We start from the raw sequence: 21392 nt of genomic DNA on the forward strand, positions 1-21392 counted from the left end.
GCCTAGAGCCGGCCACCGACACCGCCGCAGATCGGAGGCGTAACGGTGGTCGTCGGGGGAATGCGGCTCGCCGGAAGTGCGCGCGCCGCGCGTACGGAAGGGACTCTCATGACTGCCGCAAGCGAGCCGGCCCGGGGTGCCGGCGCACCGGCCGGATCCCGGACCCATCGGGGGGACGCCAGCGCGAAGACGAGCGCTGCCGCCACCTTCGCCCTGGTGTTCGGGGTGGCCGGTCTCTTCAGTGTGTTGACGGCGATCCTCGCCTGGTTGGGGCTGGTGCTCGGCATCATCGGGATCATCCTCGGCATCGTCGGCCTCAAGATGGCGCGCCGACCCGGGGTCACCGGTCGTGGCGTGTCGATCGGCGGGCTGGTGCTGAGCATCCTGGCCGTGCTGATCGGCCTCGGACTGGCCGCGGGCATCACCACGTTCGTCAACAACGAGAACGCGGTGGACCGGCTCCAGACCCAGGTCGACAAGCTGCGGGACAAGCTCGACTGATGCCGCGTCGGCTCGGTCCAGGCCCGTGAGCGCGATGATCCTGCGGCATCAGGCTGATCCAGAGGCACTGCGCTCACCGGGCCGCCACCCGCCACGGCGCGTCACAGTAGGGTGGGCGGCGTGCTCCGCCAGGTCACCGCGATCCGCTACGTCACCCCGCTGCGCGAGGGTGGGTCGCTGCCGGGCGTGGTGGAGGCCGACGACCTGGGCACGTACGTGGCGAAGTTCCGCGGCGCCGGCCAGGGGCCCAAGGCGCTGATCGCCGAGGTGATCTGCGGCGAGCTGGCCCGCCGTCTGGAGCTGCGGGTGCCCCCACTGGTCGTGCTCGACATCGACCCGGTCATCGGGCGGGCCGAGCCCGACCAGGAGGTGCAGGAGTTGCTGCGCAACAGCGGCGGCGCCAACCTGGGGATGGATTTCCTGCCCGGGGCGCTGGGCTTCGACCCGCTGGCGCACCCCGTCGACCCGGTGCTGGCCTCCCGGGTGCTCTGGTTCGACGCGTACGTGGAGAACGTCGACCGGAGTTGGCGCAACCCCAACCTGCTGATCTGGCACCGGGAGTTGTGGCTGATCGACCACGGGGCCTCGCTGTACTTCCACCACAACTGGCCCCGAGCCGAGGCGGCCGTGCACCGTGCCTACCGGGCTGACGACCACGTCCTCGCCCCGTACGCCTCCCGGCTGGCCGACGCCGACGCCGAGCTGGCTCCCCGGGTCACCCCGGAGTTGCTCACCGAGGTGTTGGCGCTGGTGCCGGCGGAGTGGCTGACCGCCGCCGACTTCGAGACGGCCGACGCCGCTCGCGCCGCGTACCTGGAACATCTGTCCCGCCGGGTCGCCCGCACCGCCGACTGGCTGCCGCAGGGGAGCGCGGCATGAGGCAACCCTTCGAGTACGCGCTGATCCGGCTGGTGCCCCGCATCGAGCGGGGCGAACAGATCAACGTCGGGGTGCTGCTCTACTGCCAGCAGCGGGACTTCCTGGCCGCGCGTACACACCTGGACGCCGACCGGGTCCGCGTGCTGGCGCCGGACGTCGATCTGCCGGCGGTGGCCGCGGTGCTCTCCTCCTGGGACCGGACGTGCTCCGGCGACGGGCCGGCGACCCGGATGCGGCTCGGTGAGCGGTTCCACTGGCTGGTCGCTCCGCGCAGCACGATGATCCAGACCGGGCCGGTGCACACCGGGCTCACCGTCGACCCGGCGGCCGAGTTGGAACGGTTGATGGCGGCCCTGGTCCACTGAGCGGCGGCAGCCGGCGACGGGCCCCTGATCGCGCTGCGCCAGCGTCGTTGCTGGCGGAGCGCGATCCCCCGTTCAGGTGCCCGGTGCGGGGCGGCGGCTGGTTCCCACCGGCACCGGTGGCATCAGGATCGCCGTCCGTAAGGGTCGTGGGGTCGAAACAGTCGGGAAGTTGCGGAAAACTTGAGCAGGCGGTCCGGAACAGGGGTCCGCGCGTCCTGCCGTTAGAGGTCACGCCCACCGGGTAGTCGCGGGAGCTGACCCGAGACGAGAAGGGGACATCTGATGGCTGCCCAGACCAAGGTAGCGGTGATCTACTACAGCGCCACAAGCATCACGTACCAGATGGCGCAGGCCGTCTGCGAGGCCGCCGGAGATGCCGGCGCCGACGTGCGCCTGCGCAAGGTACGCGAGCTGGCGCCGGACGAGGCGATCCGGTCCAACTCCGGCTGGCAGGCGCACCATCTGGAGACCCAGGATGTGCCCGAGGCGATGGTCGACGACCTGGCCTGGGCCGATGTGGTGATCATGGGTGCGCCCACCCGGTACGGCATGGTCGCGGCCCAGCTCAAGCAGTTCATCGACACGACCGGCCCGCTCTGGGCCCAGGGTGCGCTCGCCAACAAGGTCTACGCCGCCTTCACCTCGACGGCGACGTCGCACGGCGGGCAGGAGACCACGCTGACCTCGCTCTTCAACGTCTTCTACCACTGGGGTGGCGTCGTGGTCCCCCCCGGTTACACGGACACCAGCCAGTTCATCGCCGGCAACCCGTACGGTGCCTCGCACACGAGCAACAACGGCGAGATCGCCCCGGACGCCGTGGCACTCGGCGCCTGCGCGCTCACCGCGCGGCGTGCGGTGCTGATCGGATCCGCGTTGAAGGCGGGCCTGGCCGGCTGACGGCGGGAGGGGACCGGTGGCACGGGCGGGGGCTCTCGGCCCGTCCACGCCACCGGTCACATCAGCCCTACCCGGCGACGGGACGGCTATGCGTGCCCGCCGGTGGCGGACAGCTCATCGGCGCGCGGTGCCGGCAGCAGACCAGTCAGCAGCTCGGTCAGCACCGCGAGCCCGTCCGGGCTGAGCACCGACTCGGGGTGGAACTGCACCCCGGCGAAGCCGCGCCCCCGGAGGGCGTGCACGGCGCCGTCGTCCGCGTCCCGGGCCAGTTCCACCGGCCCGTACGCGCTGGCCAGCAGGTCCGCGTCCGCGCGGGCGGTGAACGTGGAGTAGAACCCGACCCGGCGGACCCGGCCGAACAACGACACCTCCCGCTGCATGCCCTGATAGGGCGCCTCCCGGCGGTGCAGGGGCAGCCCCAGCAGCCCGGCCAGCACCTGATGGCCGAGGCAGACCGCGAGGGTGGGACGGCCGGTCGCCAGCAGCTCGGTCAGCAACTCCCGCACCGCCACCATCTTCGGCTCGTCCAGGCTGCCCGGGTCGCCCGGCCCGGGACCGACCACCACCAGGTCGTAGCCGTCGACGGGGCCTCCCGCGTGCCACGGCCGCAGGCTCACCGCGAGGCCCAGCGCGCCCAACTGGTGGGCAAGCATCCCGGTGAAGGTGTCCTCCGCGTCCACGATCAACACCCGTCGGCCGGCCAGGCCGGGCAACCGCGACGCGTCCGGCGCCCGTTGGTCAAGCCAGAACCGCGCCAGCGGCGCGTTGCGCGCGGCCAGCGCGTCGCGTACCTCCGGGTCGTCGGCCAGCCGCGCGACGGGGCTGCCGCCGGTGGACGCCGCCGGCCCGAGGCCGAGCGCGGCCAGCACACCGGCGGCCTTGGCGTGCGTCTCCGCCACCTCGCCGGCCGCCGTCGAGTGCCGGACCAGGGTGGCGCCCACCGGCACCCGCAGGTGACCGGTGGGGGAGATCTCGGCGGTACGGATCAGGATCGGCGCGTCAAGCGTCTGCCGACCGGCCTCGTCGTGGCCGAGCAGGGCCAGCACACCGGCGTAGTACCTGCGGCCGCGACCCTCGTGTCGGGCGATCACGCGGCAGGCGTTCTCCATCGGGCTGCCGGTCACGGTCGGGGCGAACATCGTCTCGCGCAGCACCTCCCGAACGTCGCGGGTGCCCCGCCCGGCCAGCAGGTACTCGGTGTGCGCCAGGTGCGACATCTCCTTCAGGTACGGGCCGATCACCTGGCCGCCGTCCTCGGCGACGGTGGCCATCATCTTCAGCTCCTCGTCGAGGACCATGTACAGCTCCTCGACCTCTTTCGGGTCGGCGAGGAAGCGCAGCAGTGCCGCCCGGTCGGCGGTGCCACCACCGGACCGGAAGGTGCCGCTTATCGGGTTCATCATGACCAGCCCGTCGTCGACGCTCACGTGCCGCTCCGGGCTGGCGCCGACGAGCGTCCGGGTGCCGGTGTGCACGACGAACGTCCAGTACGCGCCGCGTTCGGCGACAAGCAACCGGCGTAGCGCGGCAAGCGCGGCCACCAGTGGTCGGCCCTGCACTGTGGCGTGCAGGGTGCGGTGGATGACGAAGTTCGCCCCCTCGCCGCGGCCGATCTCCTCGGCGAGCACCCGCTGCACGGTGCGGGCGTACTCCTCGTCGGTGACGTCGAAGGCGGCGTCGGTGGTGCGGACCGGTTCGTCGGGCAGTGCGGCCAGGGCGTCGGCCAGCGGGATCCGCCGATGCTCGCGGATCTGGAGGCACTCCAGCGCGGCGCCGTCGTCGACGCAGGCGAAGCCCCGCTCGGTGATCTGGCGGTACGGCACCAGGGCCAGCGTCCGCGCTCCGGGCGTGCCCGGCGGCAGCGGAATGTCGGCGAGGCGCTCGACGGTGTCGACGGGGCCGGTGAACAACTCCAGCTCGTCGGCCCCGTCGCGGCGCAGCAGCGCGAAGGGGCCCGGGTCGCCGCCGCTGGTCACGGCGGTGAGCAGGTCGGTCAGGTGGGTCATCGGAGTCTCCGTGGGGCCGGGCGCCGCCGGTCGGGGCGGCCATCCGGGCCGGGGAGAACCGGCGGCCGCCTCGATGGCGGCCGCGTGGATGGAGCTACGCGCGGAGGGTGGCCGCCGGGTCGGCGGGCCACCAGCAGGTCAGTTGCGCGAGCATGTGATCCACCCTACGCGCCCGGAGGCCGCCTGACACCGGGTAACTTGACCGGCGATGAACATTCTCGCGCTCGATCTGGGTACCTCCTCGGTACGCGGGCTCGTGCTGGACTCCGACAGCCGTCCGCTGCCCGGTGCCCTGGCCCGGCGCAAGGTCGACCTCGCCATCGGCGACGACGGCACCGGCACGCTGTCCGGCCCCGGCTACCTCGCCTGCCTGATCGAGTGCCTCGACGAGTTGGCCGACGCCGGGCACCTGCACGACGTCGACCTGGTGGCGATCTCCGCCCAGTGGCACTCGGTGCTCCCGCTCGACCGCGACGGCACCCCGATCGGCCCGGTGGTCACCTGGCTGGACACCCGGCCCGCGCCGGTCGGCGGCACGTCCGGACCGTCCGACCCGGACGGCTTCCATCAGCGCACCGGCTGCTGGTGGCACCGCTCGTACTGGTCGATGCGGTTGCCCTGGCTGCGCGAGCAGTCCGGCACCCCGATCGCCCGGTTCGTGGGCCTGCCCGAGTACGTGCTGGGCGAGCTGCTCGACGACGCGCCCATGTCGGTGTCCCAGGCCTCCGGGACCGGTCTGCTGGACCTGCGCACCCTGCGCTGGGACGAGGAGGCGCTGACCCTGGCCGGGGCGCGGCCGGGGGACCTGCCGCCTCTCGGCGAGTTGGACTGGCACGGTCGGCTCCGGGCCGACCTGGCCCGCCGGTGGCCGCAGTTGGCGCAAGCACGGTGGTCACCGCCGGTGGGCGACGGTGGGGCGTCGAACGTCGGCTCGGGCTGCGTCGATCCGAGCCGGGCCGCGGTCACCGTGGGCACCTCGGCGGCGGTACGGCTGATGCAGCGGATCCCGGCGGGCGAACCGATGCCCCGGCTCCCCGAGCGACTGTGGCGCTACCGGGTCGACCACGACCACGTGGTCACCGGCGCGGCGTACGGCTGCGGCGGCAACCTGTTCGCCTGGGCGAACCGGGAGCTGCGGTTGCCCCAGGGTGCTGAGCTGGACGCGGCGCTGGCGCTGGTGCCGGCCGGTGGTGGCCGACCTGCCGACCCCCGTTTCGGTGGCGACCGGCCGCCCGGCCTGGCGCCGGCGGGCAGCGGCCAGCTCCGCCAACTCAGTTTCAGCACCACCGCGGTGGACATCCTGGCCGGTCTGATGCAGGGGCTGTGTGAGCTGGTCGCCGAGGATCTCGTGGTGCTGGAGTCCACGATCGACAAACCGGTGGGTGTGGTGCTGGGCGGGGGTGCGGTGGCCGCCTCGGTGTGGTGGCGGCAGGCCTTCGCCGCCGCGTTGGCACCGCGACCGGTGTCGCACCAACGCAACCCGGAGATCGGTGCCACCGGCGCGGCACTTGTGGCGTTGGGTCGGTTCGGAGACGCGATCGAGCTTGCCGACATCGGCCGGACGGACGAGCTGGTCTTGCCGACCACGGCAGGACGTTCCCACCCGCAGTATCCTTCCTGAACTTCCGCGTCGCCCGGGCCGTTGACAGCGCTCCCGAGCCTGGTTGGATGGACTGCGCTCCCCGGACCGCGGTGGACGCGGTAGGACCGAGGAGGCAGGGTGGCGGTGGGTTCCGACCCGGCGAACGGCACGGTGTCGAACCACCGCCGACGCCGCTTCGACGTCCGAGTCGTACCGCATCGACGGCGGTCACCGTTCCGGCTGCGGGACTGGCGGATGAGCACGAAGCTCGCGACGGTGCTGATGGTGCCGTCGATGGCGTTCCTGGTGCTCGCCGGGGTGCAGACAAGCGCGTTGGTGGGGCGGACGACGGCGTTGAACGACTTCTCCCGCCAGGTCGGCATCGGCCGGCAGATCACCGCGGTGGTGCACCAGCTCCAGCAGGAGCGCGACCGCTCGGCGGGCGAGCTGGGTGAGCTGCGCAAGGGCGGCGACCGGGAAATTGCGGTGACCAACCTGAGGCCGTTGCAGGCGGCGACCGACCGGGCCATCGGGGACCTGCGTCGGGCCGCCGAGCCGCTCGCGGACGCCGACGCGTCCTGGCGGGTCGCCTTCTCCGAGGCGGTGGAGGCGTACGAGCAGGTCGTCGACATCCGGCCGGCGATCCCGCCGGCGGTGCTCAGCAGCGACACGATCCTGAGCAACTACCACCGGGCGGTCGGGGCGATGCTCGACCTGCTCGCCGAGCCGACGCCCGGTCAGGACCAGCCCGCGTTGAACGACGCGGTCCTGCGCTACGTGCAGTTGGCCCGGGTCAAGGAGATCTCCTCCCGGCTCCGGGCCCAGCTCTACGCCGCCTCCCGCGCCGGCGGGTACGGCACCGAGGACCGGGTGCTCCTCACGGATCTGCGCGGCCAACAGTTGACCGCGCTCGGCGCGTTCCGGGTGGCCGCGACGAACGACCAGATCCGCCGCTACGACGAGACCACGCAGAACCCGGCGTTCCAGGTCGCCACGCGGCTGGAGGAACGCAGCCTGCCGGCCAGCGACGCGGCGCCGAAGGTGCTGCCGTCGGAGCAGTGGTGGACGTCCAGCCAGCAGCGCCAGGACCTGCTGCGCCAGCTTGAGGCGGGGGTGCTCGACGACGCGGTGCGCCAGGCCGACGACGCCAGCAACGGTCAGCTACGGACCACCCTGCTCGTCGTCGGCGGAGTCGTCGCGGTCCTGCTCGTCGCCCTGCTGATCTCGTTGCTCGTCGGGCGGTCGGTGGCCCGTTCGATGCGGCTGCTGCGTAGTCAGGCGCTGCGGATCGCGCAGGTCGAACTGCCGGACGCGCTGGACCGCCTGAAGACCGTCACCGGTGGGGTGCCCGGCATCGACGTCGCGCCGGCGGTGGTCCGCTCGCTCGACGAGATCGGTGAGCTGGCCGAGGCGTTCGTGGCGGTGCACCGCAGCGCGGTCACCGTCGCCGTCGAGCAGGCGCTCATGCGGCGCAACGTCAACGCGATGTTCGTCAACCTGGCCCGCCGCAGCCAGGTGCTCGTGGAACGCCAACTGGAGCTGCTGGACGACCTGGAGCGTGAGGAGAGCGACCCGGACCAGTTGGAGAACCTGTTCAAGCTCGACCACCTGGCCGCCCGTATGCGCCGCAACGACGAGAGTCTGCTGGTGCTCGCGGGCACCGATTCGACCCGGCGGTGGAACCGGCCGGTTGGTATCGGGTCGATGCTGCTGGCCGCCGCCGCGGAGATCGAGCAGTACCAGCGGGTCCGCATCGAGTCGGTGGCCGACGTGTACGTGGTCGGGCACGCCGTCGGCGAGCTGGTGCACATGTTGGCCGAGCTGCTGGAGAACGCCACGGCCTTCTCCCGCCCGGACACCCTCGTGGTGGTGACCGCCAGGGTCGAGGCCGCTACCGCGCTGATCGAGATAGTCGACAGTGGTCTCGGGATGAGCCCGGCCGCGCTGGCCGAGGCGAACGCGGTGCTGTCCAGCCCTCCGGCCGCGGATGTCGCGGCGGTGGAGCGGATGGGACTTTTCGTGGTCAGCCACCTGGCCGCCCGACTGGGCGTCCGCGTGCGCCTCGACGGCGGTCACGACGGCCTGGTCGCCCGGCTCGTGCTGCCCGCTGGGCTGTTGGCGCCGGCGGGTGCGGTGGAGCTTGATCCACCGGCGCCGGCCCGGATGCTGGCCACGAGCGCCGCGCGGGGAATGGCCGCACCGCCCGGGAACGCCCGGGAGGCAGGTGCCCCGGGGCCGGACCTCGGTGCCACTGACCTGCCGGTGGCCGGCCGGCGTCCGGCGGTGACCGTGCCGCGTCAGGCCCGTCCGGTGCCGCTGCGCTCCGAGGATGTGCTGGCCCCGGCCGCCGCGAACGGCGGCGGTGCGGGCTGGTGGTCGCGGCAGGGTCCGCCCGCGTCGGCGGTGCCCGCGGCGGCGGCGCCGCCGGCCATTCCGGTGACCGGCGGCACGAACGAGCGGGGGCTGCCGGTCAGGGTGCCGATGGCGCAGTTGAGCGCGGTCACCCGCACGGCACAACCGACCTCGGCGCCGAACCGCGTCGACCCGGACCCGGAAGCGGTCGGCGGCATGCTTTCCCGGCTCTACAGCGGGGTGCGGCGCGCCGAGGCCGAGGACACCACCGAGATACCCGTGCCACCGTCCGGGGGGCACGACGAAGGGGGACGACGACAGTGACGACGTTGAGCCAGGAGGCGCGTGACCTGAGCTGGCTGGTGAGCGCGTTTGCGGACCGGGTGCCGGGCGTGGCGCACGCGGTGGTGGTCTCCTCGGACGGGCTGCTGGTGGCGATCTCCGACCACCTGCCCCGCGACAACGCGGACAAGCTCGCGGCGGTGACCTCCGGGCTGATGAGCATCACGGCGGGCGCGGCGCAGATGTTCGACGGTGACGTCGTCAAGCAGACGGTGGTCGAGATGGGCCGCGGCTACTTCCTGGTGATGCAGATCCGCGACGGTTCGATCCTTGCCACCTTGGCGGCCGGGGACGCGGACATCGGTGTGGTGGGCTACGAGATGGCCCGGTTGGCCAAGCAGGCGGGGGAGATGCTCACCCCGGCGCTGCGAGCGGAGTTGCAGCAGGCGCTGCCCCGCTGACCGGCCGGTCCGGGACCCGGACGGTCACCGGCTCACCCGAGCCGAGCCGTCCGGGCCCGGCATTCTCCGGTGGCCGCCCGCTCAGAAGCCGCCGTCGGTGATGACGGAGCGGTACCAGGTGGCGCTGCTCTTGAGCACCCGCCGCTGGGTCGGGTAGTCCACGTAGACGAGCCCCCAGCGCTGGTCGTAGCCCGCGTCCCACTCGAAGTTGTCAAGCAGCGACCAGACGTGGAAGCTCTCCAGTGGCACCCCGGCGGCGATGGCTCGGTGCACGGCGGTGAGGTGGTCGCGCAGGAAGCTGATCCGGCCCGCGTCGTGGACGGTGTCGTCCGCCGCCAGCGTGTCCGGTGTGGGCAGGCCGTTCTCGGTAATGGTGAGTGGGATCGGACCGTAGTCGCGGGTGACCCGGGTCAGCAGGTCGTACATTCCCTCGGGGTAGATCTGCTGCCACTCGGCCTCGGAGGTCGCCCAGCGTCGCACTGTGCTGCCGTCGCCGGTGACGTAGATCGGTGTGTAGTACTGCACGGCGAGCAGGTCGACCGGCGCCGAGATGATCTTCAGGTCGCCGTCGCGGATGCCCTGGACCATCCGGCTCTGCGGGCCCAGGTCGGCCAGCAGGTCCTCGGGGTAGCTGCCCCGGAGCAGGGAGTCGAGGTAGAGGCGGTTCTCGTAGCCGTCGTAGAGGTGGGCGGCGGCGGCGGCCTGCGCGGAGTCGTCGGCGGGGTAGCAGGGGTGCAGGTTGAGCGCGGGGCCGATCCGGCTGTCGCTGCCGCTTGCCCGCAGCGTGCCGACGGCGAGCCCGTGCGCGAGTTGCAGGTGGTGGGCGACCAGGTAGGCGGCGTCCGGGTCCTGCCGGCCGGGGGCGTGGTGGCCGGTGAGGTAGCCGTTCTGCACCACGGTCTTGGGCTCGTTGATGGTCAGCCACGCCGGCACCCGGTCGCCCAGGGCGCGGAAGACCACGTCGGCGTAGTCGGCGAAGCGGTGGGCGGTGTCGCGCGACTCCCAGCCGCCGGCGTCCTGTAGTGCCTGCGGGAGGTCCCAGTGGAACAGGGTGGCCATCGGGGCGATGCCACGCTCGTGCAGGCCGTCGATGAGCCGGCGGTAGAAGTCGAGCCCGCGCTGGTTGGGCAGACCGCTGCCGTCGGGCTGGATCCGTGGCCAGGAGATGGAGAAGCGGTAGCTGCGCAGCCCGAGGTCGCGCATGAGGTCGAGGTCCTCGGTGTACCGGTGGTAGTGGTCGGCGGCCACGTCACCGGTGTCGCCGTTACGGGTGCTGCCCGGGACGCGGCTGAAGGTGTCCCAGACGGACTCACCGCGCCCGTCCTCCTTCGCGGCGCCCTCGATCTGGTACGCCGAGGTGGCCGCGCCCCAGCCGAAGTTGTCGGGGAAGCGCAGTGGGCCGGCGGGCCCGGTAGGTATCGACATGGATTCTCCTCATGGATACGGGGCCACCGCCGAGATTCGGGAGCGCTCCCAGAATAGGCCAGGGGCGGCCGGCCCGGTCAGCTGGCCGTCATGGCGGCCGGCGATGGCGGGTCGAGGCGGTTGGGGGCCCCAGACAGCGAACGAGGCCGCCGGGCGGCGCGGCGCGCCTGTCCCGTCGGCCTCTTTTCCCATCGTGTACGGGGGTTTAGTGTGGGGACGGGGGAGGGCAACCCCCGTCCCCACCGTAACTGCACACACACGGGCGGAATTTGGGTCCTGCCGTGCGTGTCGCGCGGGAGCCGGGCCACGCGAGTGGCTCTGGTTCCACCTCCCTCCGTAAGGCGGGACGATGGCTGACGACGGCGTCCGGGCTGGCCCGTCGTCGGCCCTCGGGCTGGTTCGCCGGGCCCGTCAGAAACGACCCCAGCGATCTTCTTGTTGGAACCTTGTCGATGGAAGCGCTCCCATCGACCGATGTTGCGACTGTAACGCCCGTCACGGCTTTGTGAAAGACCCAAAACGAGATCGAAACAACGAGCTGAACGAGTGGCGTCTGCGCTTGTTGTGGGAGCGCTTCCATGGCAGACTGTCGATTCAACGCGACAGGAGCCACATCGCGTGAGCGCGGGTTCACCGAGGGCAGCCGGCAGCACTATTCCGGTCACGGTCACCCGATCGCAGCCGGCGGGACCCCCTCCCGTGCGGGCCGCACCGCCCTACCCCGGCCGGGCCCGGGGGAGACCACCTTCCCGGCGCCTCGAATCTCCCGCGGACCACCACCCACGCGGGCAGGCGCCTTCGCCGGGGACCGTCCCGGCCTGGTCCGAGGAGACACCGCGCACATGAGACAACTGGCAAGACGCCGTCGAGTGGCGATCATCGCTGCCGCCGCGCTCGCCGCCGGCGGGGTGACCCTGCCCGCCGGCGCCGCACAGGCCGCGCCCGCCTGCGACGTGGTCTACGCGACCAACGACTGGAACAACGGCTTCACCGCGAACGTCACCATCAAGAACCTGGGTGACCCGGTGAGCAACTGGACGCTCAAGTGGACCTTCCCGACCAGCGGTCAGCGGGTCACCCAGGGCTGGTCGGCCAAGTTCAGCCAGTCCGGCAGCGAGGTCACCGCGACCAACGAGTCGTACAACGGCAACCTCGGCACCGGGGCCTCCACCACCATCGGCTTCAACGGCTCCCACTCGGGCAGCAACCCGAAGCCCACCTCGTTCACGCTCAACGGCACCCCGTGCAACGGCACCCCGGCCAACCAGCCGCCGACGGTCTCCCTCGGCCTGCCGGCCGGGCCGTTCACCGCGCCGGCCGACGTGCCGCTGACCGCGACCGCCAGTGACCCGGACGGGACGATCAGCAAGGTCGAGTTCTACCGCAACGGCCTGCTGATCAACACCGACACCTCCGCGCCGTACGCGTACACGCAGGAGGACCTGCCGGCCGGCAGCTACACGGTCCAGGCCAAGGCGTACGACAACGCCAACGGCATCGGCGTCGCCGAGAAGGCGTTCACCGTCGGCGCCGCCAACGGCCCGACACTTGTCGCCACGCCGTCCGCGGTGAGCGTCAGCGAGGGTGGCACCTCCACCTTCAACCTGAAGCTCAGCGCCGCGCCGACCTCAAACGTGCCGGTCACCCTCACCCCCACCGGCGACGCCGACGTCACGGTCTCGCCGACCACCGCCACGCTGACCCCGAGCAACTGGAACACCGGGGTCACCGTCACGGTCGCCGCGGCGGAGGACACCGACACCCTGGGTGGCGCCGCCACCATCACCGCCTCCGCCACCGGCCTCGCCTCGCTGGCGGTCACCGCCACCGAGATCGACAACGACACCCCCGGCGGGGACAACGCCTACATAGCGAAGTTCCTCGAGCAGTACGGCAAGATCAAGAACTCGGGCTACTTCAGCCCCGAGGGCGTGCCGTACCACTCGGTCGAGACGCTCATCGTCGAGGCGCCGGACCACGGGCACGAGACCACCTCGGAGGCGTTCAGCTTCTGGATCTGGTTGGAGGCCCAGTACGGCCGCGTCACCCAGAACTGGGCGCCGTTCAACAACGCCTGGACGGTGATGGAGAAGTACATCATCCCGTCGCACGCCGACCAGCCCACCGCGGGCTCCGCCGGCACCCCGCAGTACGCCGCGGAGTACAACCTGCCCAGCCAGTACCCCTCGGCGTTGCAGCCCAACGTCCCGGTCGGCCAGGACCCGCTCCGCTCGGAGCTGCAGTCCACCTACGGCACCGGCGACATCTACGGCATGCACTGGCTGATGGACGTCGACAACACCTACGGCTTCGGCCACTGCGGTGACGGCACGACCAAGCCGGCGTACATCAACACCTTCCAGCGGGGCACCCAGGAGTCGGTGTGGGAGACCATCCCGCAGCCGTCCTGCGACACCTTCAAGCACGGCGGTCAGTACGGCTACCTCGACCTGTTCGTCAAGGACACCGGCGCCCCCGCCAAGCAGTGGAAGTACACCAACGCCCCGGACGCCGACGCCCGCGCCGTGCAGGCCGCGTACTGGGCGCTGACCTGGGCCAAGGCGCAGGGCAAGCAGGCCGACGTCGCCGCCACCGTGGCCAAGGCCGCAAAGATGGGCGACTACCTGCGGTACGCGATGTTCGACAAGTACTTCAAGAAGATCGGCAACTGCATCGGGGCCAGCACCTGCCCCGCCGGCAGCGGCAAGGACTCGGCGCACTACCTGCTGTCCTGGTACTACGCCTGGGGCGGCGCGTACGACGCCAGCCAGAACTGGTCCTGGCGGATCGGCTCCAGCCACAACCACTTCGGCTACCAGAACCCGTTCGCGGCCTGGGCGCTGACCAACACGCCGGAGCTGAAGCCGCAGTCGTCGACAGCGGTCGCCGACTGGACCAAGAGCTTCGACCGGCAGCTGGAGTTCTACACCTGGCTCCAGTCCGCCGAGGGTGGCATCGCGGGCGGCGCCACCAACAGCTGGGACGGTAGCTACGCCCAGCCGCCGGCCGGCACCAGCACCTTCTACGGCATGTTCTACGACGTCGACCCGGTCTACAACGACCCGCCGTCCAACCAGTGGTTCGGCATGCAGGCCTGGTCGATGCAGCGGATCGCCGAGTTGTACCTGCAGACCGGCAACGCGAAGGCCAAGGCGCTGCTGGACAAGTGGGTGCCGTGGGCGATCGCCAACACCACTGTCGGCACCAACTGGTCGATCCCGTCGGACATGGCGTGGACCGGTCAGCCGACCACCTGGAACCCGTCCAGCCCGCAGCCGAACACCGGCCTGCACGTCGAGGTGATCAGCAAGGGCCAGGACGTCGGCGTCGCCGCCTCCTACGCCCGGATCCTGATCGCGTACGCGGCGAAGTCGGGCAACGCGGCGGCCAAGACGACCGCCAAGGGGCTGCTCGACGCGCTCTCCGCCGCCAGCGACGCCAAGGGTGTCTCCACCACCGAGAAGCGTGGCGACTACCGGCGCTTCGACGACAAGTACGACGCCTCCACCGGGCAGGGCGTCTACGTCCCGCCGGGCTGGACCGGGAAGATGCCGAACGGCGACGCCATCGCCGCCGGCAAGAGCTTCCTCGACCTCCGGTCCTTCTACAAGAACGACCCGGACTGGCCGAAGGTGCAGGCGTACCTGGACGGTGGCGCGGAGCCCAGCTTCAACTACCACCGGTTCTGGGCACAGGCGGACGTCGCCATGGCGTACGCCGACTACGGCAGCCTGTTCCCGAACGGCTGACAACGACCCGGGGTGGGTGGCGTGGACCGCCCACCCCGGGATCCGGCCCGGGGTCCGAGGAACGACGGACCCCGGCCGGCGGACGGCCTGACACCCACGGTCAGGCCGGGGTGGGCCGGCCATCTGGCCGACGCAGCGGATCGGCTGGCCCACCCCACCGCCCGGACTGGAGCCAACCGCAAAAAAGCCCAGAAATTCGGGCCGTCACGGGATCACGCCGAGGTCCGCAACGGAGTAACGTACGTCACCGGAGAGGCCGCTCCCCCCGTGGCGGCCTCTCCACTTTTTTGCCCGCACAGCCCCGTATCGGCGGTGGTTCAGCCCGCCGGTGCCGTCGGCTCTCCGTCGACCGGATGGCGCAGACCGGGGTGCCCGGCCGGCAACGACCGCCGCAGCACCACCCAGCTCAATGCCAGCGCCGCCGCGACCAGCGGCCAGGTCAGCGCCACCCGGGCCACCACCAGCGCGAGCACCTGCCCACCGAGGTACAGCGGCACGAACACCGCCAGCCGCACCAGGTAGGTCGCCGTCCACACCCAACTCGCCCGGCCGTAGCCGCGCAGCAGCGCCCGGTCGCGCCGCCACCGGGTGCGCTGACCCAGCACCCCGCCGACCAACACACCGAGCAGCGGCCAGCGCACCACGATGCTGACCGCCCAGACGAGAGCGCTGGCGGCGTTGGACAGCACCTGAATGAGAAAGAAATCCTCGGCCCGGCCGGTGCGCGCCGCGATCAACGCCGCGACGCAGACCGCCAGCAGACCGATCAGCACCGAACGCGGCCGGTCACCCCGACGCAGCCGTACGCCGGCCACCACCGCGCTCACGGCCAGCGCCGCGCCGATCCCACCCCACAGCGACTCGCCGCCCAGCAACCAGCCCGCCGCGAACGCGAGCGGTGGCAGGGTGGCGTCGACGGCACCGCCCCGGCCGCCCAACAGGTCTGCCAGCGACTCGGCCCGCGCGCCACGGCCCACCTGCTGGTCCGGGTCCGGTGCGGCCCGACCACTGCCGTGCTCCGGTGTTCCGCCCATCCGCCGCCTCCTCGCTCTGGCACAACCTAACCGTCAGCGGGCGGAGGGCCACCGGTCGGCTGGCCGACACCTGCCGCTACGGTGTGCGGATGCGCGCGACGGCACGGGGTTGGACCGCGGTCTGGTTGGTCGTCCTGGCCCTCGTCCAGGCGGCCGCTCTCCTCGCCGTGTGGCGGGTGGCCCTGCACACCGAGATCGGCCAGTGGGTGGACACCGTCGCCCTCACCGGCAACCGGATCGGGCAGGACACCATCGAGGGCCCCGTCGACCGGATCCTCAACGCGATGTCGGTGGTCTCCCTGCTGGCCGCCACCGCGATGATCGGGTTCATCGCGCTGATCCGGGGACGCATCGCCCTGGCGATCACCGCGACCCTCCTGATCGCCGGGGCGAACGTCTCCACCCAGTTGTTGAAGTACGGGCTGAACCGGCCCGACTACGGCGTCGACCCGGAGCGCGCCGCGGTGGGCAACAGTCTGCCCAGCGGCCACGCCACTGTCGCCGCGGCGGTGGCCGTCGCGCTGGTGCTCGTGCTGCCGGCCAAGGTGCGGGCGGTCGGTGCCTTCCTCGCCGCGGCCTATGCCGCCACCGCCGGCGTCGCCACCCTCTCCGCCGGCTGGCACCGGCCCAGCGACGCGATCGCCGCGTACCTGGTGGTGGGTGTCTGGGCGGCGGTGGCCGGGCTGGTCCTGCTGATCACCCAGCGGGAGCAGGCCGAGGTAGCCCCCGGCGACGCGCACCGGACGGCCGTGCTGGTGCTCGGGGTGGGCGGGGTGCTCGCCCTGGTCGCCTGCGGGCTGTCCCTCACCTGGCTTGTCGAGCTGCGCGACACCGGCCCGGACGAGTTGGGCCGCCAGCCCCTGTTCGTTGGGTACGCGGGCAGCGCCGCCGGGATCGCCGGCACGATGGCTGTGGTGATGGCGTTGGTGCTCACCGTCGTGCACCGGCTGGTGCCCAGGGTCAAGGGCTGACCCGACCGATGGACCCGGTCCGCGCGGCGTTCTCCGCGGAGTGCGCGCAGCTCACCGAGATCCTCGCCGACCTGGTCGACGCGGACCTGGACCGGCCCACCGACTGTCCACCATGGACGGTTCGGGAGTTGATCGCGCACGTGCGCACCGGAGTCGGCCGGCTGACCGACATGCTCGCCGCGCCGGCCCCACCCCGAGCCGAGGTCGACGCGGCCGGTTATTTCAGCAGGGCGAAGTTCACCCCGTCTGTCGACGCCGACCGGATCGCCGGGGGCCGCCGCGACGCGTCTCAGGTGGACCGGGCGGCGCTGGCGACCGAGTTCGACAGCGCCTGGCGCGCCACCGCCGCCGCGGTCGCCGCCGCGCCACCCGATCGCGTCGTACGGACCCGGCACGGCGACCCGATGGACGTCACCGAGTTCCTGCGGACCCGGGTCGTCGAGGTCGGCGTACACGGCCTGGACCTGGCCGCCGCGCTGGGCCGGCCGCCCTGGCTCACCCCACCGGCGGCCGGGGTGATCGCCGACCTGCTCACCGGGGGCCGACCGACACCGGCCGGGTTGCGCTGGGACGAGCTGACCCTGATCCGCAAGACCACCGGACGAGCGGCGTTGACCGCCGCGGAACGGTCCGCGATCGACGCCGCCGGCTTCCGCTGGCTCGCCTTCGGCCGCTGACCCGCTCGCTGGAGGCGTTGGTCGGTGTTCGTGGGTTGCTGCCCCGCGCGCTGGAGGCGTTGGTCGGTGTTCGTGCGGCGCTGACCCGCTCGCTGCTGTCTCGGCAGACGTTCCGGCCGCCGGCTTCGGGCGGTGCCGCCCGGTGGTCGGTCAGCTCGCGGAGCGGGGCGCGGGGACGTGCGGGGCGACGCCGCGCAGATGGGTCAGCACCACCGGGTCGATCCGCCCCGGCACCAGCCGCTCCTCCAGGTTCTCCAACCCCGCCCAGGAGACCAACGCCGCCTCGGTGCCGCCGTCGGCCACCGGATGGCCCAGCGCGGCGAGCAACGCCGCCACCTCGTCGGCGACTGCGCCGGACAGGTCGAGCAGGGTGGCCGGGTCGGGCCGGCTGAACAGCATGGTGTGCACGGCGAGCAGTCGACCCAGCTCGGTGACCGGGTCCGGGTGGTCGTCCACCCGAAGGTCGACAAGCACGTCGCTGGTGCCGCCGTACCCGCCGCCGCGCTCGACCACCAGCAGGCCGGCGCTCTGCCGGCCGCGCCGGTCCCCACCGGCCTCGTCGCCGGCCCGCAACGCGGCGATCAGCCGCTTGGCGAACGGCAGCGCCGAGCCGGCCAGCCAGGCGTCGCCAAGTGCGTCGACGACCTCCGGGCCGGTGAGCACGTTGCCCTGCGCGGCCCAGCCGTCACCGGTCCGCCCGCCCGCCCACGGGTGGCAGGCCGGCCCGGTCCAGGTGGCACCCGGACCGTCGACTCCTACCACGCCGAGCTGACGGTGCTCCCGCTCGGGATCCGCGGCGATCAGCCCGGCCACCACGTCGGCCGGGGCCACCCCGGTGCGCAGCAGGGTGAGGCCCTGCGGACGGTAGGCGAGGTTGACGTGCGCCTGGGTGGCCAGCGCGCCGACCTCGGCGGCGGCGGCCGGCACCAGCGCCCCGGCGGCGAGGAACTTGCTGGCGACTGCAACGCCGTGCAGGCGACCGTCGGTGGAGCGGGCGACGAGCGAGAAAGTCACCCGCCGAGACTATCCTTCCCTGCTGGCCGGTCATCGCCGTGCGCCAGCGGTTCAGAGCGGTGGCGTGGCGGGCTCCGGTGGAGTGCCGTGCGCCCGACGGGCGTCGGCCACGGCTACCGCGGTCAACACCAGCACCCCGACTCCGGTCGCCACCACTCCGGGCAGGAACAGCAGCGGCACCGCCGACGCCACCAGCACCAGCAGGGCGATCCACCGCGACGGGGAGACGCGTGCGAACACCTCGTACTCGAAGCGGGCCCGGCCGGCCAGGAACAGCGCTGGCCCACCCAGCACCATGGCCAGCCACGTCCCCGGGATCCGGTCCAGCGGGTGTTCGATGATCAGCTCGTAGCCGATCGCGGTCGCGGCCAGGCCCACCACCATGATCAGATGGGTGTCGGCTGCCGAGCGACCGATGGCGGCGGGATGCCGGGCCTTCGACACCGCCTCGGCCAGGAGCTGCCCGGCCCGCTGGACATAGATCCGCCACAGCATGATCGACGTCGCCAGGGCCAGCGCGAACGCCCAGGCGTGCCCCGACCCGTACGGTCCCTTGCTGTAGGTGAGACCAGCCACCAGGAGTGTCTCGCCCAGCGCGACCAGGAAGAACTGCTGGTACCGCTCGGCCAGGTGCTCCCCGGCGACCTCCCACTTCGAGACCGTCGACCGGCCCAGCCCGGGCACCGGCCAACCGAATCGGGCAGCCACGTACTCGATGACTATCGCCGCCGTCCAGAGCAGCACCTGCGCGTCCGTGGCCAGCAGCGCCCCGGCGATCCACAGCACCCCGGTGACGGCGAACACGACCGCCATGCGCACCTTCAGCCAGCGGTATGGGCGCGGCCCGAGCGCTATCGACAGGATCACCGGTCGAGAAACCTGCGCGACCACGTACGCCACCGCGAACATCAACCCGGTCCCGCTGAACGCCCGGGGGATCGCCACCCCCATCACCATCCCGGACACCAGCGCGGTCAGCACCACGATCTGCAACGCGAACCGGTACGGGTCGTATCGGCTGGTCGTCCAGGTGGTGCCCTGCCAGAGTGACCACAGCGCGAGCAGCAACAGCAGCGTCTTGCCGCCGCTGGTGACCGCAGCCCAGCTGTTCTCCCGGGCCGGCCCACCGGTCAGATCCTCGAACGCGTGCGCGGCGATGCGGGTGAGCGCGAAGACGTAGGCCAGGTCGAAGAAGAGTTCCAGGAAGGTCGCCCGGCCCGGGTCGCGCTTGACCGACTCCAGGTGGCCCGCCGCCCTGGAACCCATGGTCAGCGGCCTGCGCAGTCGGTCCGGTCCACCTCGAAGTCGTAGCATCCGCGCCGGCACGGTCGACCGGAAACCGGCGATTCTGCCCAACCCGGGGATCTTGCCCGTGCCCCCGTCAACGGGCACGATCGATCGGTGACGAATCGATGGGGCATGACGGTGCCGCTTGGCGGTATCGCACTGGCGCACCACGACGCGGCCTACGCGGCCCTCGACCGGGCCGGGTTCACCGACGTCTGGTCGTCCGAGGTCGCCGGGACCGACGCGTTCACCCCGCTGGCGCTCGCCGCGGCCTGGCAGCCGGGGCTGCGGCTGGGCACCGCGATCGCGCCGGTCTTCACCAGGGGCCCCGGGCTGCTGGCGATGAGCGCGGCGGCGCTGGCCGAGGCCGCGCCGGGCCGGTTCGCCCTGGGCATCGGCGCGTCCTCACCAGTGCTCGTGCGGGACTGGAACGCCGTGCCGTTCGACGAGCCGTTCCGCCGCACCCGCGACGTGCTGCGCTTCCTGCGAGCCGCGCTGCGCGGCGAGACCGTCGACGAGGTCTACGACACGTTCACCATCCGCCGGTTCACGCTCGAACACCCGCCGGCGGTGCCGCCACCGATCCTGCTGGCCGCGCTGCGCCCGGGGATGCTCCGGCTGGCCGGTGCGGAGGCCGACGGCGTCATCCTCAACTGGCTCAGCGCCGACGACGTGCCACGTGCCCTCGGCGAGTTGGGCGAGCGGCGCGCCGGCTTCGAGGTCGCCGCCCGGATCTTCGTCTGCCCCACCGAGGACGCCGCGTACGCCCGAGCGCTGGGCCGCCGGCTCATCACCAGCTACCTCACCGTCGGCGCGTACGCCGAGTTCCACCGCTGGCTCGGCCGGGACGAGGCGCTCGCGCCCATGTGGACGGCCTGGGCCGCCGGTGACCGGCGCGGCGCCAGCGCGGCCGTGCCGGACGACGTGGTCGACGCGTTGGTGCTGCACGGCGCACCGGAGCGGTGCCGCGCCGAGGTGCGCCGCTACGCCGACGCCGGTGTGGACGTGCCGATCCTGGCGCTGCTGCCCACCCCGGAGGTCACCGCTGGCGGCGCGCCCGCGCTGCTCAGCCTCATCGCCCAGTTGGGGGCCGACCCCGTAGGAGCGTCCGCGTGAACCTCACCGACCGGATCGTGGTGGTCACCGGCGGGGCCGGCGGCATCGGGGCGGCGCTGTCCCGCCGCTTCGCCGCCGAGGGGGCCGCCGCCGTGGTGGTCGCCGACCTGGACGCCGACGCGGCCGACGCGGTGGCCGAGGGCATCGGCCCGGTCGCGCACCCCATCGCCCTCGACGTCACCGACGAGGAGCAGGTACGCGACCTGGTCGCCGACACCGAGGAGCGCTACGGCCGGATCGATTTGTTCTGCGCCAACGCGGGGGTGACCACCGGCGGGGGAGTGGAGGTCGACGACGCCGGCTGGGACCGGGCGTGGCGGGTGAACGTGCTCGCCCACGTCTACTCGGCCCGCGCGGTGCTGCCCGGGATGCTCGCCCGGGGCGGCGGGCACCTCCTGCACACCTGCTCGGCGGCGGGCGTGCTGACCGCGGTGGGCGACGCCGCGTACACCGCGACGAAGCACGCCTCGGTCGGGTTCGCCGAGTGGCTCGCCATCACCTACCGGGACCGGGGCATCCGGGTCAGCGCCCTCTGCCCGCAGGGCGTGGACACGCCGATGCTCGCCGGCGGGATCGTCGAGGGCCACCTCGGTGCCCGGGTGATCGCGGCGTCCGGGGCGGTGCTCACCCCGGACCAGGTCGCCGACGCGGCCATCGTCGGGCTCGCCGAGGAACGTTTCCTGATCCTGCCGCACCCGGAGGTCGCCGACTACGCCCGCCGCCGCGCCGAGGACCCGGACGGTTGGCAGGCCGGCATGCGCAAACTCATCCGCCGCCTGACCACCTGACCG

Annotated in this window: 17 protein-coding genes; 12 read left to right on the top strand and 5 right to left on the bottom strand. The window is 72.4% G+C overall.

The genetic code is table 11. From position 1 onward, the window contains the following. The first annotated feature begins 108 nt into the window (after positions 1-108). The 4 genes from AB0F61_RS06375 to wrbA all read left to right on the top strand — a co-directional run bounded on the left by AB0F61_RS06375 (position 109) and on the right by wrbA (position 2645). On the top strand, positions 109-501 hold the full coding sequence (locus AB0F61_RS06375) for a hypothetical protein (protein WP_357803874.1): 393 nt from the start codon (positions 109-111) through the stop codon (positions 499-501). A gap of 120 nt (positions 502-621) precedes the next feature. Continuing rightward, positions 622-1380: a HipA family kinase gene (locus AB0F61_RS06380; protein ID WP_357803877.1), complete on the top strand. Its 759-nt coding sequence runs from the start codon at positions 622-624 to the stop codon at positions 1378-1380. After that, positions 1377-1745 carry a DUF3037 domain-containing protein gene (locus AB0F61_RS06385; RefSeq protein ID WP_357803880.1) on the top strand — a complete coding sequence of 123 codons (369 nt, stop codon included), beginning with the start codon at positions 1377-1379 and terminating at the stop codon, positions 1743-1745. The genes AB0F61_RS06380 and AB0F61_RS06385 overlap by 4 nt, the downstream gene beginning before the upstream one ends. 282 nt (positions 1746-2027) lie before the next feature. Next, positions 2028-2645 carry an NAD(P)H:quinone oxidoreductase gene (gene wrbA, locus AB0F61_RS06390; protein ID WP_357803883.1) on the top strand — a complete coding sequence of 206 codons (618 nt, stop codon included), beginning with the start codon at positions 2028-2030 and terminating at the stop codon, positions 2643-2645. 86 nt (positions 2646-2731) lie between these two features. Here wrbA and AB0F61_RS06395 read toward each other — a convergent pair whose 3' ends face one another. Beyond that, entirely contained in the window at positions 2732-4651 is a 1920-nt protein-coding gene (locus AB0F61_RS06395; protein WP_357803885.1) for an anthranilate synthase family protein, read from the bottom strand. A gap of 208 nt (positions 4652-4859) precedes the next feature. Here AB0F61_RS06395 and AB0F61_RS06400 point away from each other — a divergent pair, with 208 nt between their 5' ends. From AB0F61_RS06400 to AB0F61_RS06410, 3 genes are all read left to right on the top strand, one after another. After that, complete coding sequence (locus AB0F61_RS06400; RefSeq protein WP_357803888.1) at positions 4860-6272, top strand: FGGY family carbohydrate kinase; 1413 nt, start codon at positions 4860-4862, stop codon at positions 6270-6272. 99 nt (positions 6273-6371) lie between these two features. After that, the gene (locus AB0F61_RS06405; protein ID WP_357803891.1) at positions 6372-8909 is read left to right on the top strand and encodes a nitrate- and nitrite sensing domain-containing protein; all 2538 of its coding nucleotides are present in this window, start codon (positions 6372-6374) and stop codon (positions 8907-8909) included. A gap of 5 nt (positions 8910-8914) precedes the next feature. Then, on the top strand, positions 8915-9328 hold the full coding sequence (locus tag AB0F61_RS06410) for a roadblock/LC7 domain-containing protein (RefSeq protein WP_357407359.1): 414 nt from the start codon (positions 8915-8917) through the stop codon (positions 9326-9328). Positions 9329-9409: 81 nt separating this feature from the next. Here the strand turns inward: AB0F61_RS06410 and AB0F61_RS06415 are convergent, their stop codons facing one another. Then, the gene (locus AB0F61_RS06415) at positions 9410-10753 is read right to left on the bottom strand and encodes a GH1 family beta-glucosidase (protein ID WP_357803893.1); all 1344 of its coding nucleotides are present in this window, start codon (positions 10751-10753) and stop codon (positions 9410-9412) included. Positions 10754-11595: 842 nt separating this feature from the next. On the opposite strand from AB0F61_RS06415, the gene AB0F61_RS06420 reads away from it, so the two are divergent. Next, complete coding sequence (locus tag AB0F61_RS06420) at positions 11596-14502, top strand: glycoside hydrolase family 48 protein (protein ID WP_357803896.1); 2907 nt, start codon at positions 11596-11598, stop codon at positions 14500-14502. Between the two features lie 317 nt (positions 14503-14819). Here AB0F61_RS06420 and AB0F61_RS06425 read toward each other — a convergent pair whose 3' ends face one another. Then, a complete protein-coding gene (locus tag AB0F61_RS06425; RefSeq protein ID WP_357803899.1) occupies positions 14820-15536 on the bottom strand; it encodes a DUF3159 domain-containing protein in 717 nt (238 codons plus the stop codon). 83 nt (positions 15537-15619) lie between these two features. Here AB0F61_RS06425 and AB0F61_RS06430 point away from each other — a divergent pair, with 83 nt between their 5' ends. Continuing rightward, complete coding sequence (locus tag AB0F61_RS06430) at positions 15620-16507, top strand: phosphatase PAP2 family protein (RefSeq protein WP_357804130.1); 888 nt, start codon at positions 15620-15622, stop codon at positions 16505-16507. 8 nt (positions 16508-16515) lie between these two features. Then, on the top strand, positions 16516-17184 hold the full coding sequence (locus AB0F61_RS06435; RefSeq protein WP_357803902.1) for a maleylpyruvate isomerase N-terminal domain-containing protein: 669 nt from the start codon (positions 16516-16518) through the stop codon (positions 17182-17184). 150 nt (positions 17185-17334) lie between these two features. On the opposite strand, the gene AB0F61_RS06440 is transcribed toward AB0F61_RS06435, so the two are convergent. Together AB0F61_RS06440 and AB0F61_RS06445 are read right to left on the bottom strand one after the other, a co-directional pair. Then, a complete protein-coding gene (locus tag AB0F61_RS06440) occupies positions 17335-18198 on the bottom strand; it encodes a DUF1028 domain-containing protein (RefSeq protein WP_357803905.1) in 864 nt (287 codons plus the stop codon). Positions 18199-18249: 51 nt separating this feature from the next. Further along, complete coding sequence (locus AB0F61_RS06445; protein WP_357803908.1) at positions 18250-19464, bottom strand: low temperature requirement protein A; 1215 nt, start codon at positions 19462-19464, stop codon at positions 18250-18252. A 153-nt stretch (positions 19465-19617) separates the two neighbouring features. On the opposite strand from AB0F61_RS06445, the gene AB0F61_RS06450 reads away from it, so the two are divergent. Then, a complete protein-coding gene (locus AB0F61_RS06450; RefSeq protein ID WP_357804133.1) occupies positions 19618-20601 on the top strand; it encodes an LLM class F420-dependent oxidoreductase in 984 nt (327 codons plus the stop codon). Then, positions 20598-21389 carry an SDR family oxidoreductase gene (locus AB0F61_RS06455; protein ID WP_357803911.1) on the top strand — a complete coding sequence of 264 codons (792 nt, stop codon included), beginning with the start codon at positions 20598-20600 and terminating at the stop codon, positions 21387-21389. Before AB0F61_RS06450 ends, AB0F61_RS06455 begins: the two co-directional genes overlap by 4 nt. Positions 21390-21392: the final 3 nt, after the last annotated feature.

The organism is Micromonospora sp. NPDC023888 (assembly GCF_040639415.1).
Taxonomy (GTDB): domain Bacteria; phylum Actinomycetota; class Actinomycetes; order Mycobacteriales; family Micromonosporaceae; genus Micromonospora.